Genomic DNA, 16,414 nt, shown 5'->3' with positions numbered 1-16,414 from the left:
GCCCGGAACGGCACCGCCGGGCTCCGGCGTCGTGGTGACGCGCCGTCGCGGCGGGAACAGGGGCTGGCCCCCGCCGTGTACCCCTCGCGTCCCCCGCGAGAGCTTGACCCGCCCCGGCCCCGCCGACCCGCGCCATCCGGGCCGAATACCGAAGCGGGGTACTCCTTTCCGCCGCGACGGCGAGACGTGAAACGTGCGAGCCCGGCGGTGCCGAGCCGGCATCGGCCTTGTGCGGGGCGGCACCGCCGGGCCGACCGTACGGGCTGGCCGCCGCGACGGGCGAAGCCCGGAACGGCACCGCCGGGCTGCGGCGTCGTGGTGACGCGCCATCGCGGCGGGAACGGGGGCTCGCCCCGCCAGGTACCCCGGGCGAAGCCCGGAACGGCACCGCCGGGCTGCGGCGTCGTGGTGACGCGCCGTCGCGGCGGGAACGGGGGCTGGCCCCCGCCGTGGGGCCCAGGCGGGGGGGAATTGGCAGGTTGGTGACAGAGTTCTTCGGCTGGGGGCGTGGGTGGCGCAGGATGGAGCCATCAATTCCATGGGGCTCGCCGGCGCAGCGGGCTCCCTGGGCACGGTCTTGGTCTCCCCCGCGTAACGGGGGCGGGGGAGCCCAAGCGTGTCCGGTCTCAGCCCTTGAGGGTGCGCTGGAGGAAGTCCAGCACCGTCTCGGCGTAGACCTTCGGATGTGTCTTGATCCCCAGCAGATGCTCGGTGTCGGGCAGCTCGTGGACCTCCGCGCGGGGGAAGCGCTCGGCGAGACCGCGCACCGCGGGCGCCGGGATGATGGAGTCCCGCTCGCCGGTCAGGAACAGCATGGGGGTGCTCTCGTACGCACCGGTCACCGGCGGGGGCCACTGCACCCGCAGCATGGCCGTGGCGACGGAGGAGAACACCTTCTCCAGCGTCCGCCCGGCGGAGCCGGTCCGCAGCGGGCGGGGCACCGGAAGCCCGCCGGCCGCGATGAAGTTGCGGAACAGCGGGCGCAGGTCGACCGCCGGGCCACTGTCGAAGACCACCGCGTCGACGGGGCACTCGTCCGCCTTCCGCAGCATGTACAGCGAGGGGAAGGTGGAGATGGAGAAGCCGTAGACGGCGATCCGCGCGGTGGCGTGCTCCGGGCGGGCGCGCATGTGTCGCACGACCGCCACGACGTCCGCGGTGTGCCGGTCGCTCATCGACCAGCACGCGCGGTCGGCGCCGCTCTTGCCGTGGTTGCGGTGGTCGAAGAGGGCGACGGTGTAGCCGGCGTCGTTGAGCAGCTTGGCCTGGGCGAGGCTGGCCGACTTGCTCAGCCCCAAGCCGTGGCCCATCACCACCACCCGGCCCGGATCGCCGGGGCAGAGCCACACATGGATGCCCCGGCCCGTGTCGCCGTTGAGCGGCACCACCACGTCGGAGCTGGTCAGACCCAGGTCGGCCGGCTTCTTGTGGTGGGGCCGACGGGGCGGGTGGTAGACGAGGTACGAGAGGGCGGCGCCGTACAGCGGTGCCGCCGGGAGCGCCGCCATCGACGCCAGCGTTGTCCGAACCCCCGGTTTCGCCATGTCCTTGAGCCCCCAGAGAGTTGAGCGCGGTCGTGCGTGATCGTAGTCGTGCCGTCACAGCACGCGTATCCGCCGCGGCGAGATCGTGGCCTACGTCACCTGCCCGCCCGGCCGTCGCCCGCCCCGCACGACCGGCTCACCCCGGCCCGTGAACGGCGCGCTACCGCGCGGCGCGCTCCGTCCGGGCCTCGCGCCGCTCGCGCCGGCCGGGCCGGGTCCGCACGTCCAGCTCCCGCTGCACCAGCCGGTCCGGGTAGATGGCCTGGAGCAGCGGGCCGGCCATGGCGGTGGTGACCACGGCCATGACCACCATCAGCGAGTACAGGCTCTGGTCCAGCACGCCCAGTTGGAGCCCCACACTGAGGATGATCAGCTCGGTGAGGCCGCGGGTGTTCATCAGGGCGCCGAGCGCCGCGGACTGCCGCTGGCCCAGCCCATGGGCCCGCGCCGCCAGATAGGCGCCCCAGAACTTGCCGCCGATGGCCACCAGCAGGATCAGCGCCAGCTCGCCGAGTCGACCGGCGTCCAGGCCGGACAGGTCGACCTTGAGCCCGGCGACGACGAAGAAGACCGGCAGCAGCAGGACGGTGCTGATCTGACCGAGCCCCTCCACCACGGCTCGGTGCGCCCACTCGAAGCTGTCGCGCGGGATGACGGCGCCGAAGAGGAACGCGCCGAAGATGAAGTGCAGACCCATCCACTCGGTCGCCGCGGCGGACGCCAGCAGGCCCGCCAGCGCCACCGCCAGCACCCGGGCCCGGGCGTGCTCCTCGCCCGTCCCCGGCTTTCCGCGCGCCATCAGCCGGCGCAGCAGCGGCGGCACGACGGTGACCATGGCCGCGACGTAGGGCAGCACCAGCAGGATGCGCCACTGCTCGGTGTCGGTGCCGATCACCGTGACCACGACCGCCAGCAGCGACCAGGCCAGCACGTCGTCGATGGTCGCGCAGGCCAGCGCGAGGCCGCCGAGGGCGGTGCGGTGCAGATCGCGGTCGGTGAGGATGCGGGCCAGCACCGGGAACGCCGTGATCGACATGGCCGCGCCCATGAACAGCACGAAGCCCAGGTCGTCCGGGCTCTGGTGGCGGTCGACCAGGTACAGCGCCAGCAGCAGGCCGAGCGAGAACGGCAGCGCGATCGAGGTGAGGGAGACGCTGGCGGCGATCCGGCCGCGGTTGCGCAGCAGGGTGCGGTCGACCTCCAGGCCGACGACGAACATGAAGACCGCGACGCCGACCTGCGCCAGGGCCGAGAGGAAGGGCCGCGCCTCGGCGGGGAACAGGTTGTCGGCTATCCAGCCGTCGAAGAGGGTGGGGCCGACCAGGATGCCGGCGAACACCTCGCCGATCACCGCCGGTTGTTTCAGCCGTCGCGCCGCCGCGCCGAAGACGCGCGCCAGCACGACGATTAACGCCAGATCCAGGAGCAGCGTGACGACCAGGTGACTGTCCATGTGCTACCAACCCCCGTGTTGATAAAGGCTACTTCGACGTCGTGACCAGACGTGACACTCAACCGCTGTAGAACGGGCACTTCCGGACGCGTTCGAAGGGAGCGAACGTGTCCCATCGGGATTCCCCGCGCAGCAGCTCGTTCAACGGATTGTCATCGGTCCAGAAATCCCCACTGACGAGCCGTACGAACCACTTGTTGTCGATGACCGCGCCTTCTATCTCCATTCCCATGGATTTCAGGAAGGAGCGCAGGCTGTAGGTGTGGTCGTAGTAGGCGTGGATGAGCCGGGCGTACATGTCGTAACCGGTCTTGTAGAAGGACGCGTACGCCTCCCGAGCGGGTGCGGCCTCCTCCGGGGCGTCCAGGAGCCGGTGCACCGCCTCGGCGGCGGCCTTGGCGGTGGTCATGGCGAGGAACGCGCCGGCCGAGAAGATCGGGTCGAAGAAGGCGGCGGCGTCACCGGCCAGGAACCAGCCGGGCCCGGCGACCGTGTCCGCGTAGTAGTTGTAGTCCGTCTCCACGCGCAGCTCGGGTCCCGGCTCGGCCCCGGTGACGCGCCGCGCGATGCGGGCGACGCGCGCCAGGTGGCGGTCGTAGAGCTCCTCGGGGGTGCCGGAGGCGAAGACCTCGCGCGGCATCACGGCACCCACGCTGAGCGTGTCCCGGTGGATCGGGATGGCCCACAGCCAGCCCTCCTTGTGGTTGCCGATCTGGATGTCGCCCTCGTGTCCGGGGTTGTGCTCCTCCCGCACGCCGGTGAAGTGGCGGAAGACGGCGACCATGCGGCGCTCGGGCAGCGGGCGGCGCAACCGGAAGGTCTGGGCGATCCTGCTGGCGCGGCCGCCGCAGTCGATGACGTACGGGGCGCGGACGGTGTGGGTGCGGCCGGCGTGCCGGTAGCTCACCCCGGTCACCCGCTCGCCCTCGCGGAGCAGCTCCCCGACCGTGGCCTCCTCCACCAGCGTGGCGCCGCGTTCGCGGGCGATCCGGGCCAGCGTGTGGTCGAAGCTCGCCCGCTCCACCTGGTACGTCGCGTGGTGGCGGCCGGGCCCCTGGGCGGTGAAGGACAGCCGGCCGAACCGGCCGAGGGAGCCCCCGCAGAACTCCGCCCCGTGCTTGTCGACGTACCCCTGCGCCGCCAGGTGGTCGGCGATGCCCAACTGCTCGAACAGCGCCATGTTGTACGGCAGCAGGGACTCGCCGATGTGGAAGCGGGGCAGCGTGCGGCGCTCCAGCAGCAGCACCGAACGGCCGGCCCCGGCCAGCACCATGGCGGCGACGGAACCCGCGGGCCCGGCGCCGATCACCACCGCGTCCACCGTGTCCGGGTGCATCGATCCTCTCCCTCGTCCTCGATCTCTCGATCTCTCGGTTTCCCGCGTTTCTCGGTGCTTGGTGTTCGGTGTTCGCCGGGTCCGGTCCTCGTGCCTCGTGCTCGGCCTGTCGTTCCCCGCCGGGCTCGCCGTGTTTCGCCGACGACCGTCACCAGTCGAGGGAGTCGACGTCGCGCAGGTTGACCCCCAGCGCCGCCTTGCCGAGGTACTCCAGGCACTCGTCCGGCTTGGCGGGCATCACCAGCGCGAAGCTCGACTCGCGCAGCAGCCGCTCCACCGGCCGCGCCCGCCCCAGCGCCGAGGCGCCGCAGATCCGCACCGCGGCCAGCGCCAGCCGCGGAGCCAGCTCGCCGACCGTGTACTTGGCGGCGTGCACGGCCGCGTTCGCCTCGGTCGAGCCACGCCGCGCGACGACCAGCTCGCCCGCCGCGTAGACCAGCGCGCGGGCGGCCCGCAGCTCCGCGGAGAGCCGCCCCACCTCGTGGCGGACCACCGGCGAGTCCCGGTGCCGCGCGCTGCCGCGCACGAAGTCGACGACGTGGTCGAACAGCGCCTGCGCGATCCCCAGGTACACCCCGGTGTAGCCGGCCACCATCCAGTGCGGCTCACGCACCAGCTTGTACAGCGACATGCCCTCCACGCCGAGGAAGAGCCGGGAGCGCGGCAGCCGCACGCCGTCCAGGACCAGGCCGCCGGTGCGGGTCCCGTTCATCGCCGCGCCGTCCCACAGCTCCCCGAAGCGCACCCCGGGGTCGTCGGCGGCGACCACGAAGTGCGAGACCTCGTCCGCCCCCTCCCGCGCGGCCGCGGCGACCACGAAGTAGTCGGCCAGGCCCGACAGCGAGACGAAGGACTTGGTGCCGTCCAGGACGTAGCCGTCGCCCTCCGCGCGGTAGGTGGTGCGCAGGGCGCGCAGCTTGGCGCCGGTGCCGGGTTCGGAGACCGCCGAGGCGAACAGCGCGCGGCCCTCCGTCACCTCCGTGAACACCCAGCGCCGGAACTCCTCGGCGGCGGCCGGCAGCGGGGTGCCGGCCGACTCGCAGAGGGCGCCGATGGCGACGTTGTGCATGTTGAAGCCGAGCGCGGTGGCGGCGTCCCGCGCGGCCAGCGTCTCCAGCACCCTGGTGTAGCCCGCGAAGTCCAGTCCGGCGCCGCCGGCCGCGCGGGGCACCAGCAGCGCCGGCAGCCCGGCCTCCCGCAGCTCCCGGTATCCGGGCTCGCTGGGCTCGGTGCCGGCGTCCACCGCGGCCGCCCGCGCGGCGAGCCGGTCGCCGACCGCGGCGGTCAGCTCCAGGATGTCCGCCAGCGTCTGCGGCAGTACGGTCGCCCCCATCGACCCCCGGTCTCCCCGCATCAGCTCGGCACCGGCAGGCCGAGCTGGCGCGCCACGGTGATCCGGAGCAGGTCGTTGGGGCCGGCGTAGCTGCTGCCGGCCATCGGCCCCGCCAGGTCCACCGCCAGCTCGTCGTCGCGCAGGAACGCCCGCACCCCGCCGAGCTGGGCCGCGTGTCGGGCGAACGCCTGGTGGTCCTCGGTGACCGAGATCTTGATCAGCGCCGCCTCGTCGGCGACCTGCCGCACGGACACCCCGGCGTCCAGCCGGGCGGCGACCCCGTAGAGCAGCTTCCGCGAGCGGTACAGCGCCAGCGCCATCTCGCAGATCCGGCCCGCCACCAGGTGGCTGGCCGCCATCCGACGGCCGAAGTGTTCGCGCGACTTGGCCCACTCCAGGGTGCGGTCCAGGGTGCGGCGCATGGGGCCCAGGGCGTGGCCGAGGAGCAGCGCCCGCTCCCAGGTGGTGGTGGCGGTGAGCACCGCGAGACCCGCGCCCTCCTCGCCCACCCGGGCCTCGGTGGCCACCCGCACCCCGTCCAGCCGCAGCCCGCCCATGGGCACCCCGGTCAGCGCGGTCTTGTGCACCGCCGCGCCGCGCACGACACCGGGGGCGGCGGTGTCGACCAGGAAGGCGGACAGGGCGAAGGGCGAGCGGCCCTCGCCGGTGCGGGCGAAGACCAGGGCGGTGTCGGCGACCGGCGCCGCCGTCACGAACCGCTTCTCGCCGCGCAGCACGTACGAGCCGTCCGGCCGGCGCTCGGCCCGCGTGGTCATCGACAACGGGTCGCTGCCGCCGCCCGCCTCGGTCAGCGCGTGGCACAGCAGCCGGTCGCCGTCGGCCGCCCCCGCCAGCCCGGCCCGCTGCTCCGCGGTGAGCCACGGCCGCAGCGGGAACTGCATCCCGAACGCCTGCGAGGTCAGGGCGTAGCACAGCCCGATGTCCACCCCGGCCAGGCCCAGGCCCTCAAGGGCGGCGAGGGTGCCGGCGACCTCCCCGTAGGGCGCGGCGGCCCCCGGAGCGGGGCCGTCCGGCCGGCCCGGGTCGACCTCCGTCGGGGGTGGGGCGGGTTCCCCCGGGGGCGGGGCGGACCTCCCGGGTTCCGGCGGGGTCAGCGGCGGCAGCACGCCCAGCGCCGCCATCCGGCGCCAGCGGGCGCGTATCTCGTGCGCGCCGGGGCCCTGTTCCCCGGAGTCCGGCCCGCCCGCCCCCCGCTCGTCGCGTCCCGCGCGGAGCGCGGACCGCGCGGCGGCCGCGTAGGAGGCGACCCGGGCCTCCAGGGCCGGGTGTTCACTGAAGAGCGCCACGCGCGTCTCCACTGGCGGCGGCGTCGGCCTCGACGTCGGCGAGGACGTCCTCCACGGCCTCCCAGAGGGCACGCGGGGAGGTGAAGCTGGCGGCGACGATGCGGGTCTCGGGGAAGGGCACGCCGGTGGCCGCCTCCACGGCGGCGACTATTTTCATGATCGCCATGGAGTCCAGCAACCCGGTGGCCAGCAGCGCGGTGTCCGGCGTGATCGGCTGAGGCGTCTCGTCCGCCTCCCAGGCGATGCACGACTCGATGAGCGTGCAGAGGTCTTCCACGGTGTTCATGCGCGGTTCCTGACGGAGTGAGGCGGACGGTGGGGTGCGGAGCACGGCCAGGCAGGCGGCGTAGCCCACGGCGGGGGTGAGCATGCGCGCGCCGTGTCGCCCGGGGGCGGGCGGCGGCCACCGCATGCCCCGGGCCCCGGCCCCGCGGGCCTTGGCCAGCGCCTCGCGGCGGGTCCAGATGCGGTACCACTCGCCGAGCCCGCGCTCCTCGTGTCCCGCGCAGCGGGCCAGCCGGCGCCGCTCCTCGGTGGAGAAGTAGCGGGCCGCCAACCGGTCGGCGCAGGGGCGCGGGTGCAGCCGCTCCACGTCCACCCCGACCCGGGTGTGCGCGCTGCCGGTCACCGCCAACACCACCAGTCCGTCGGAGTGGGAGAGGTTGAAGTCGCCCACCCGGGCCTCGGTGCGGCGCAGGGTGGCCAGCCGGCGGTCGGTGGCCAGATAGGGCCGACCGGCCGGATCCTCGGCCAGCGCCACCTCCGCCGGGCGCACCCCGAGTCGGGCGGCGAGCACCCGACGGGCGAGCGCCCGGCCGGCCACGAACTCATGGCGCCGCAACGGCTCGCCGAAGGACAGCGCCCGTGCGTGCTCCGCGGCCGACAGACACGCCAGCGCCGCGTCGGTCAGCCGGCGGGGCACCGGCGCCGTCCACACCTCCACCTCCGCGTCGACGAGTCGGTACCGGCCGTGCAGCCGCCCCTCCTCCTCGCGGACCATCGACTCCCCCACCGCGCCCGCCTATTCCGCGGCCACGCCGCAGAGCCGGCGCACCAGGGTCTCGATGTCGGCGACGGTGGCGAGTTCGCCCGCCTCGTCCTCGTCGATGGCCTCCAGCTCGAACTCGGCCTCCAGGGCGAGCGCGAGCTCCAGGAAGGCGACCGAGTCGTACCCCAGGTCGTCGGACAGGCGGTCGCTGTCCCGTACGGTGCGCGCCCCCAGCGGACACATCTCGCCGATGATCTCCCGGATCCTGGCGTCGAGCGCCTCAGCGGCTCCCATGCGTTGCGCTCCTTAACAAGAGTTCCCCGCCGCGTGCGGTACTTCGTACCGCCCGTGGTCGACGGCTCGTGACGGTCATTGGATGAAGACGGTCGGTCGGCGCGCGCGGTTCGCCGGGGACCGGCGGCATGGCCGAATTCCGACGCCCCTCAGTCGCCGCTCAGGCGGACGGGCCGCGACCGGCGGGGGTCTCCTCGGACGGCCCCGGGGCGCCCGCGCCGGCGGAGGAGGGCACGGGGACGGTGGCCTCGCGCGCCGACCCGCCTCCGGCCGCGCCGCCTCCGGCCGCGCCGGCCCCGGCCAGCCGCACCGGGTGGTCCACCCCCCACCGCTCGCGGTACTCGTCCAGCGCCCGCTCCCGGCCGCCGTCCCAGCTCCGCCCGGCCGTCCCCCGCAGCTCGCCGAGGCCGATCTGGCCCAGCTGTCGCAGCATCCGGTCGCGGGCCACCTCCCAGTGGCCGGTCAGCTGTTCCGCGCGGGTGACGAGGGCCGGCCGCAGGCGGGGGGACACGGCCCGGCGGTCGGGGGCGACCATGACCCGCGCGGCCAGCTCCACCCCGCTGAGGTAGCTCTGCGCGACGGCGTCCCGGTAGCCCCCGCGCACCCCCGCGCGGGCGGCGGCCAGCCCGAAGGCGACGTGCCGGGACTCGTCCCGGGTCACATGGGTCAGCCCCTCGTCCAGGGCGTGCAGACCGAAGCGCCGCGCGAGGGCGCGGGTGGTGCGCAGCGTGGTGGTGGCCAGCACCCCCTCCGTGATCAGGTGGTAGTACGTCAACGCCCGGTACCAGGCGTCGTGTCCGCCGTCCGCCGCGTCCCGAGCGGCGGCGGTGGCCCGGCGCAGCTCCGGTTCGAAGAGCCGGCCGTACGCCGCCGCCAGCTCCAGGGCCCCACCGTCGGCGGGCGCGGCCAGGTCCACGCCGGCCGCGCGCTCCAGGTAGTCCTGGAAGAAGCGCACATGGCGCCCCTCGTCGGCGAGTTGGGTGCACAGGTAGATCCGGTCGTCCTCGGTGGGCGCCCCGTCGACCAGCGAGCTGAGCGTCTGGGTCACACACACCTCGCCGACCTCGAGCTCGGCCAGCGCGGAGAGCAGCTCCTGGCGGGCGAAGGGCCGCAGCCCGCCCCAGGTCTCGGCGTCCCGCTCCACCGCGACCTCCCGCACGCTCCACTGCTGCCGCTCCCAGCGGTCGTAGAGCTCGCGGGAGGTGGGCAGCCGCGCGGGACGCCGCCCGGCGGGTTCCTCCGACTCGTCGAGAGGCTCCCCACCCGGCCGGTCCGCACGCTCCGCGCGGGGCGCCTCCACACGCTCGGTCCGGGGTGCTTCTCCCCGCTCGGTACGGCGCGCTCCCGCCCGGTCCGCGCCGGGCGCCTCCGTGTGCCCCGCGCGGGCGGCCGGAACGGGGGCGTCGGCGCGCGACGCCTCCGCGCGGGCGGCGTCGCCCCGCTGTCGTACCCAGGGTCGGCCCGGGGTCCCGTCCTCGCCGGGCGGGCCCGAGTCGCCGATCAGCTCCCAGTCGTCGGACCCGCCCGCGCTGTTGACCAGGCGGTCCCACACCGCGCGGCGGCGGGGCTTGCCGCTGGAGGTGCGCGGGACGCTGCCGCGGCCGCCGCGGAGCACCACCGTGCGGACCCGCTCGGAGGTCACGGCCCGCACCTTGGCCAGCACCTCCCGCACCAGGTCGGGGTCGTCGGCGGCGTCCGCCGGCGGCCCCTCCAGGAGCACCAGGGCGAGGTCCTGGCCGGAGGCGGCGCCGAGGACGGCGGTGCAGCGGCCCGCCCGGGGGCCGAAGGCGGACGCCAGCTCCGCCTCCAGGTCCTCGGCGTACAGGCTGCGGCCGCGCACCTTGAGGCTGTCCCCGATGCGGCCCAGGACGTACAGCTGCCCGTCCAGCAGCAGCCCGCAGTCGCCGGTGCGCAGCACGTCGGGGGCGCCGTCGACCGGGTCCGGTACGAAGGCGGTGGCGCCCGGAGCGGCCGGGGGCCGCCCGTCCACGGTGACGTGCCCGCGCGCCACGGAGTCGCCGCGCAGCTCGATCTCGCCGAAGCGGCCGTCCGGGAGGGCCACGCCGTCCTCGTCGACGACGCGGACCGTGAGCCCGGGCACCGGCGCCCCGCAGCCGGTGAGCCAGCCGGCGCCACCGGCCCGGTCCACGCCCAGGACCCCGCGCCCGAGCACCTCGACCGGGTCGCCCACGCGCGGCGGCCGGGGGCCGACGTCGATCAGCGGCGCGGGAGTGCCGGGGGTGGTGCCGGTCGCGGCGAGGGTCGCCTCGGCCAGCCCGTAGGCCGGGACCAGACTGGTGTGCCGGAAGCCGCGCGGGGCGGTGAGCGCGGTGAAGTCGGCGGCCGCGGCCGGGTCGATGCGCTCGGCGCCGAGGATCGCCACCCGCCAGCCGCCGAAGTCGAGGTCGGCGATCTCCTCCGGGGTGACGCGCCGCGCGGCGTAGCCGTAGCCGAAGCCGGGGGCGGTGGTGAGGGTGGCGCCGTGCGCGCCGAAGCACTCCAGCCAGCGGCGCGGCGAGCGGAGGAACTGCTCCGGGGTCATCAGCCACAGGTCGGTCCCGGAGACCACCGGGGTGATCATCGCGCCGATCAGGCCCATGTCGTGGTGGAGCGGCAGCCAGCTGGCGAAGGCGTCCTGGTCGTTCCAGTCCAGCCAGCGTCTGATGGCCGCCACATTGGCCCGGAGGTTCTCCCAGGAGACCCGGACGCCCTTGGGGTCGCCGCTGGAGCCGGAGGTGAACTGGAGCAGCGCGTCCCGCGGCGGGGCGACGGGGTGCGCCGCGGGGGCGACCGGCCCGCCGGTGCCCCGCGCGGGCTCCGGCGCCGCGCCCGCGTCGCCCACCGGGTGGGTCAGGACCCGGCCGGCGAGCCCGGCGGCGGTGGCGGCGGCCGCGGCGGTGGCGTACGCCTTCTCGTCCGTCAGCACCGCGACCGGCCGGGCCGTGCGCAGGATGCCGGTCACATGGTCCGGGTACCCGGAGCGGTCCCGGAAGGCGGTGGCCGGGGCGATCGGCGACGGGGTACACCCGGCGAGCAGCACGCCGAAGAAGCCGGTGACGAACCGCCGCGGGTCCGCGGTCAGCAGGTTCACCACCCCGGCCGCGGGCGGCGGGCCGAGGTGGTCGCGCAGGGCGGCCGCGACGGCCAGCGATTCGGCGGCAAGGTCCGCGTAGGAGCGGAACACCCAGCCCTGGCCGGGGGCGGCGAAACGGATTCCCCGGGTCGGTGACGGATCTTCGAGCCAGTTCAGGAGCACGCTGAAAGCGCAGCACACATCGCGGCCGTGCGCCAGGTTTCGCCGCGGCTGGCAACAACTGGCCCGCGTACCGCCGCCGTCCCGGCACCGGTCCACGTCCGCGTCAGGTTCCTGTCGTCGCAACCGCTCGAAGATCACCCCCGGCGCGTTCTAGGCTCACCCGATGGGGGCGCGAACAGGTGCGTGAGCGCACGGCGGTCGCGTGACGCAGGGACGCGGGGGTAGCGGGGATCATGCTCAACAGCACGGCCGGCACGGCATATCCGGCGCGTGCGGCGGGGGCGGGCGACACGCCCCGGGCCGCCACCGCGTCCGTCGAACCCTGGGGGCCCACGGCCCCGCCGCCAGGCCCCGGGGACCTTCCCGGCCCCGGCCATGTCGCCGTCTGGCTGCTGTCGTTGTCGGCCAACGTCGCTCCGGCGGCGGTGGCGGACGGGATGCTGGACGCCGAAGAGGCCCGGCGCGCGGCGCGGTTCAAGGACACGGGGCTGCGCGAGCGCTATGTCACCTCCCACGTCGGGCTGCGGGTACTCCTCGGCGGCTATCTGGGCGTGGACCCGGCCGCGGTCGCCCTGACCCGCGAGACCTGCGGCATGCCGGACTGCGAGAAGCCGCACGGGCGCCCGGCGTTGGCGGAGCACACCGGTCTCCACTTCTCGCTGTCGCACTCCGAGGACGCCGCCATGGTCGCGGTGGCGCGGAGCGTCGTGGGCGCCGACATCGAGTCCGCGCGGGCGCGCCGCAGCGGGGTGGACCTCACCCGCGCGCTGCACCCGGACGAGCGGGCCGCGATCGCGGCGCTGCCCGAGTCGCTGCGCGACGAGGCGTTCCTGAGCTGCTGGGTGCGGAAGGAGGCGTATCTGAAGGGCATCGGCACCGGGCTGCCCGGCGGCATCCGCACCCATCACGTCGGCCTCGCCGAGGGGTTGGCGCCCGCGGGCTCCCCGGTCCCGGCGGGCTGGGCGCTCGTCGACGTGGCGGCGCCGCCCGGCTACCATGCCGCCGTGGCCGTCCGCGCCCCCGCCGGCGACACCGCCGCCGCCAGCGGCCGACCCCTCGTTACCCTCCGCCATCTGACGCTGGGCTGATACCGCGATGCCTGTGCTCCACACCACCCACGGGGCGCTCGAATACGTGTGGATCGACGGCCGTTCGGATCTCGCCCCGCTGGTCTACCTCCACCACGGCCTGGGCTGCGTCTCCACCTGGCGTCGCTTCCCGTACGCGGTCGCCGAGGCCACCGGACGGCCGACGCTGGTCTACACCCGACACGGCTACGGCCGCTCGGCGCCGACCGAACTGCCCCGCCCCGCCGACTACATGGACCGCGAGGCGTGCGAGGTGCTGCCCGAGGTGCTGGACCGGCTGGGGGTGCGCGCCCCGGTCCTGGTCGGCCACAGCGACGGCGCCGCCATCGCGCTGCTGCACGCCGCCCGGGGCCGCCGCCCGGTCACCGCGCTGGCGCTGCTGGGACCGCTGGTCTTCGTGGAGGACCGCACGCTCCACGCCATCCGCGCGGTGCGCGAGGCGTACGAGTCGGGGGCGGCGGCGTACGCGTCGGGCGCCGCGCGGGCGCCGGGGGCCGACGGCGATGCGGTCCTGCTGCGGCGGAAGGTCGCGATGTTCCACGAGGACCCCGACGCGGCGCTCCACGGCTGGAGCGACGTCTGGCTGTCGCCGACCTTCCGCGGCTGGAGCATCGAGGACCGGCTGCCCCGGGTCACCGCGCCCACGCTGGTGATGGGCGGCACCGCCGACGAGTTCGCGACCCCCGCCCAGGTCGCGGCGATCGAGCGCGGGCTGGCCGGCCCGGTGCGCCGGGTGGACCTCCCCGACGGCGACCATCTGCTGCTGCACAGCGCCCGGCTGGAGTCCCGCGCCGCGCTGGTCGACTTCCTGACCGGACTCGACGCCCCCGCGGGCGACGCCCGGAGCGCGCGCCCGTGACCGGCCCCTCGCCGGGGCCGTCGTCGCGCCCCGACGCCTCCGACGCCGCCGGCGACCGCGGCACCCCTGGTGATCCCGGCCTGCCCGACGTCGCGGACCGCTTGGACCAGCCGCTGGCCGCCGCCGCCCGCCGGCACCCGGACCGCCCCGCCCTCGCCGCCGACGGGCGGGTGCTGAGCTACGCCGAACTCGACGGACGGGTCGACGAGGTGGCGGCCCGACTCGCCGCGCACGGCGTGCGCCCCGGCGACCGCGTCGGCATCCACGCGCCCAAGGGCGTGGCGGCCGTGACCGCCCTCTACGCGGCGCTGCGCGCGGGTGCCGTCGTGGCCCCGCTGGACCCCGCGGAGCCGCGGTCCCGCACCGCGCGCATGGTGCACGGGGCGGGGCTGCGGACGCTGCTCACCACGGCGGACGCCGAGCCGGCGGCGCGCCGGCTCGCGGGGGACCCCGCCCCCGCCGAGGGCGTCCGGGGACTGCCGTACGGGCTGTCGCTGGTGCCGCTCCCCGCCACCGCCCCCGACCCGGGCGATCCGACCGAGGGCGCGGGCGGCTATGTGCTGTTCACCTCCGGGAGCACCGGCTGGCCCAAGGGGGTGCTGCTGAGCCACCGGAACGTGCTGCACTTCGCCCGCTGGGCGGCCGCCGAGTTCCGCCTCGACGCCACCGACCGGGTCGGCTCGCAGTCCCCGCTCACCTTCGACCTCAGCACCTTCGACCTGTTCTCGTCCGCGCTCGCCGGCGCCTGCGTCCATCTGCTGCCGGAGGTACTGCGGCTCTTCCCGCGCGACGTGGTGGGCTGGCTGGGGCGGGAGGAGATCTCGGTCTTCTACGCCGTGCCGACCTTCTACCGACTGCTGCTGCTCGGCGGCGGGATCGCGAAGGACCCGCCGCCGGCGCTGCGCCTCGCCGCCTTCGCCGGAGAACCGTTCCCCCCGCACCTCCTGGAGGACTACCTGCGGTGCTTCCCCCGGGTGCGGTTCTACAACCTCTACGGGCCGACCGAGACCAACGTCTGCACCTATGAGCCGCTGCCGCCCGACTGGACGGCCGCGGACGGGCTCTCCGTCGGACGGGCCCTGCCCGGCGACCACATCGAGGTGACCGACGCCGACGGAGGGTGGACCGACGGCGAGGGGGAGGTGCGGGTCGCGGGCGAGACCGTCTTCCTCGGCTATCTGGCCGACGGCGGGCGGCTGACCGATCCGACGCGCCCGGTGCGGTTCCGCGACGGCACGGTGCGCCGCGCCTACGCCACCGGGGACCTGGGCCGGCTGGCCGCCGACGGCCGGCTGGAGCTGCACGGCCGGCGGGACCACCAGGTCAAGCGGCGCGGGGTGCGGATCGAGCTGCGGGAGATCGAGAGCGTGCTGCTCGAGGTGGAGGGGGTGACGGCGGCCGCCGTGGTCGCCAAGACATGTCCCGGACATGTCGGGGAACTGTGGGCGTATGTCGTGGCGTCCGGTCTTCATAGGGGGAGCGTCAACCGGGCGATGGCGCATGCCCTGCCCCGGCGGATGTTTCCCGACCGCGTCCTGATCTGCGACGGCCTGCCGTCCACGGCGCGCGGCAAGACCGACCGGACCAGGCTCGCGGGGCTGCCCGGCCCGCCCCCCACGGCCCCGCCCACAGGAGGTGCCAGCTCGTGACGCAGGTCAACACGCCACCGCGCATCGGAGTGAACGAGGGGTCGAGCGTCCAGGACCACCCTTCCGAAGGGGCATACTTCACCGGACCGCATGCCCGCCGACGGATCGACGGCGTCGGCATGGTGACCGCGGAAGGAGCGAGCCGATGAGCGAGGCCAAGGACCCGCACTGCCTCAGCGACAGTGAGATCGACAAGCTCCTGAGCGGTGCCCCCTGGCGCCGGTTCGTGGTGATGGGCGACAGCCACGCCGAGGGGCTCGGCGATCCCGTGCCCGGCTACCGCAGCCTGTCCTGGGCGGATCGCACCGCGGAGGCGCTGCGCCGGCAGCAGCCGGACCTGGCCTACCTCAACCTGGGGCAGCGCAACCTCAGCGCGGCTCGGGTGCGGGACACCCAGCTCGCCCCCGCGCTGGACTTCGACCCGGACCTGGCCGTGCTGCACTGCGGCGGCAACGACCTGCTCGGCCACGACTTCGACGCCGGGGTCGTCGCCGGCACCCTGGAGGGAATGATCGTCGCTCTGCGCGACATGGGCGCCGACGTCGTCATGGCCGGCCTGATCGACCTCACCCTGGCCTTCCCGCGGCTCGCGGTGCTGCACGATCGGATGATGGCGTTCAACGAGGCCGCGGAGGCGGTGGCCCACCGCCACGGCGCGCTGTTCATCGACAAGTGGACCCATCCGGCGCGCGAGCAACGCGACCTGTTCAGCCGGGACATGCTGCACCCGTCCATGCGCGGCCACGCCGTCTCCGCCACCGAGCTGATCAAGGTCCTGAGCGGCCGGCTGCGGCACTGAGCCGGAGCCTGACTCCGCGCGCGGCGCCGGTGGATCGAGGCGACCGAAGGCGCCCGTACGCGCGGGCGAGGACGGCGCCCGCGGTCACGGGGCCGTCCTCGCGCGACGTCGCCTCGCGGCTTCCGCGCGGGGGGCGACTCAGTCCTTGATCTCGCAGATGACGGCGCCGGAGGTGATGGACGCGCCGACCTCGGCGGCCAGTCCCTTGACCGTGCCCGCGCGGTGCGCGTTCAGCGGCTGCTCCATCTTCATCGCCTCCAGGACCACGATCAGCTCACCCTCGGCGACCTGCTGACCCTCCTCGACCGCCACCTTCACGATCGTGCCCTGCATCGGCGACGCCAGCGCGTCCCCCGAAGCCGCCGAACCCGACTTACGCGCCGCCTTCCGCTTCGGCTTCCGCGCACCCCCACCCGCCGCGGCCGCGGTGGCGACACCCAGAGACGCCGGCAGAGAGACCTCCAGCCGCTTACCCCCGACCTCGACCACCACCGTCTCCCGGGACTCG

The 16,414-nt window shown here is 75.1% G+C and carries 13 protein-coding genes; 4 read left to right on the top strand and 9 right to left on the bottom strand.

What is annotated here, in order from left to right; all coding sequences use genetic code 11:
• Positions 1–626 precede the first annotated feature (626 nt).
• The 8 genes from CD790_RS33835 to CD790_RS33800 form a co-directional block, all read right to left on the bottom strand.
• Positions 627–1,508 carry an alpha/beta hydrolase gene (locus CD790_RS33835; RefSeq protein WP_144387216.1) on the bottom strand — a complete coding sequence of 294 codons (882 nt, stop codon included), beginning with the start codon at positions 1,506–1,508 and terminating at the stop codon, positions 627–629.
• A 196-nt stretch (positions 1,509–1,704) separates the two neighbouring features.
• Entirely contained in the window at positions 1,705–2,997 is a 1,293-nt protein-coding gene (locus tag CD790_RS33830; RefSeq protein WP_144387215.1) for a cation:proton antiporter, read from the bottom strand.
• A gap of 58 nt (positions 2,998–3,055) precedes the next feature.
• Positions 3,056–4,333, bottom strand: coding sequence for an NAD(P)/FAD-dependent oxidoreductase (locus CD790_RS33825; protein ID WP_144387214.1), 1,278 nt, complete (start codon positions 4,331–4,333; stop codon positions 3,056–3,058).
• A 148-nt stretch (positions 4,334–4,481) separates the two neighbouring features.
• A complete protein-coding gene (locus CD790_RS33820) occupies positions 4,482–5,666 on the bottom strand; it encodes an acyl-CoA dehydrogenase family protein (protein ID WP_144387213.1) in 1,185 nt (394 codons plus the stop codon).
• A gap of 20 nt (positions 5,667–5,686) precedes the next feature.
• Complete coding sequence (locus CD790_RS33815; protein ID WP_222108347.1) at positions 5,687–6,973, bottom strand: acyl-CoA dehydrogenase family protein; 1,287 nt, start codon at positions 6,971–6,973, stop codon at positions 5,687–5,689.
• Positions 6,957–7,985, bottom strand: a complete 1,029-nt coding sequence (locus CD790_RS36715; RefSeq protein WP_144387212.1) for a 4'-phosphopantetheinyl transferase superfamily protein — start codon at positions 7,983–7,985, stop codon at positions 6,957–6,959. The genes CD790_RS33815 and CD790_RS36715 overlap by 17 nt, the downstream gene beginning before the upstream one ends.
• A gap of 9 nt (positions 7,986–7,994) precedes the next feature.
• Positions 7,995–8,255 (bottom strand): phosphopantetheine-binding protein, encoded by a 261-nt coding sequence (locus tag CD790_RS33805; RefSeq protein WP_144387211.1) that lies wholly within the window; start codon positions 8,253–8,255, stop codon positions 7,995–7,997.
• 160 nt (positions 8,256–8,415) lie between these two features.
• Positions 8,416–11,511: an AMP-binding protein gene (locus CD790_RS33800; RefSeq protein WP_186319396.1), complete on the bottom strand. Its 3,096-nt coding sequence runs from the start codon at positions 11,509–11,511 to the stop codon at positions 8,416–8,418.
• Positions 11,512–11,744: 233 nt separating this feature from the next.
• On the opposite strand from CD790_RS33800, the gene CD790_RS33795 reads away from it, so the two are divergent.
• From CD790_RS33795 to CD790_RS33780, 4 genes are all read left to right on the top strand, one after another.
• Positions 11,745–12,599, top strand: a complete 855-nt coding sequence (locus CD790_RS33795; protein WP_144387209.1) for a 4'-phosphopantetheinyl transferase superfamily protein — start codon at positions 11,745–11,747, stop codon at positions 12,597–12,599.
• Positions 12,600–12,606: 7 nt separating this feature from the next.
• Complete coding sequence (locus CD790_RS33790; RefSeq protein WP_144387208.1) at positions 12,607–13,458, top strand: alpha/beta fold hydrolase; 852 nt, start codon at positions 12,607–12,609, stop codon at positions 13,456–13,458.
• Entirely contained in the window at positions 13,455–15,107 is a 1,653-nt protein-coding gene (locus tag CD790_RS33785) for an amino acid adenylation domain-containing protein (RefSeq protein WP_144387207.1), read from the top strand. Before CD790_RS33790 ends, CD790_RS33785 begins: the two co-directional genes overlap by 4 nt.
• Before the next feature lie 145 nt (positions 15,108–15,252).
• Positions 15,253–15,906, top strand: coding sequence for an SGNH/GDSL hydrolase family protein (locus tag CD790_RS33780; protein ID WP_144387206.1), 654 nt, complete (start codon positions 15,253–15,255; stop codon positions 15,904–15,906).
• A gap of 138 nt (positions 15,907–16,044) precedes the next feature.
• Here the strand turns inward: CD790_RS33780 and CD790_RS33775 are convergent.
• Positions 16,045–16,414: biotin/lipoyl-containing protein (locus CD790_RS33775; RefSeq protein ID WP_144387205.1), on the bottom strand; the 370-nt coding region annotated here is incomplete at its 5' end.

Source organism: Streptomyces sp. SAJ15 (genome assembly GCF_007595705.1).
Taxonomy (GTDB): Bacteria; Actinomycetota; Actinomycetes; order Streptomycetales; family Streptomycetaceae; genus Streptomyces.
The sequence above is the reverse complement of the archived record's forward strand: the minus strand, read 5'-3'. Positions and strand labels throughout refer to the sequence as shown.

Coding starts and splice junctions, on each gene's coding strand:
- CD790_RS33790 (WP_144387208.1), top strand. CDS start 12,607: ATGCCTGTGCTCCACACCACCCACGGGGCGCTCGAATACGTGTGGATC.
- CD790_RS33835 (WP_144387216.1), bottom strand. CDS start 1,508: ATGGCGGCGCTCCCGGCGGCACCGCTGTACGGCGCCGCCCTCTCGTAC.
- CD790_RS33795 (WP_144387209.1), top strand. CDS start 11,745: ATGCTCAACAGCACGGCCGGCACGGCATATCCGGCGCGTGCGGCGGGG.
- CD790_RS33825 (WP_144387214.1), bottom strand. CDS start 4,333: ATGCACCCGGACACGGTGGACGCGGTGGTGATCGGCGCCGGGCCCGCG.
- CD790_RS33780 (WP_144387206.1), top strand. CDS start 15,253: ATGAGCGAGGCCAAGGACCCGCACTGCCTCAGCGACAGTGAGATCGAC.
- CD790_RS33805 (WP_144387211.1), bottom strand. CDS start 8,255: ATGGGAGCCGCTGAGGCGCTCGACGCCAGGATCCGGGAGATCATCGGC.
- CD790_RS33820 (WP_144387213.1), bottom strand. CDS start 5,666: ATGGGGGCGACCGTACTGCCGCAGACGCTGGCGGACATCCTGGAGCTG.
- CD790_RS33830 (WP_144387215.1), bottom strand. CDS start 2,997: ATGGACAGTCACCTGGTCGTCACGCTGCTCCTGGATCTGGCGTTAATC.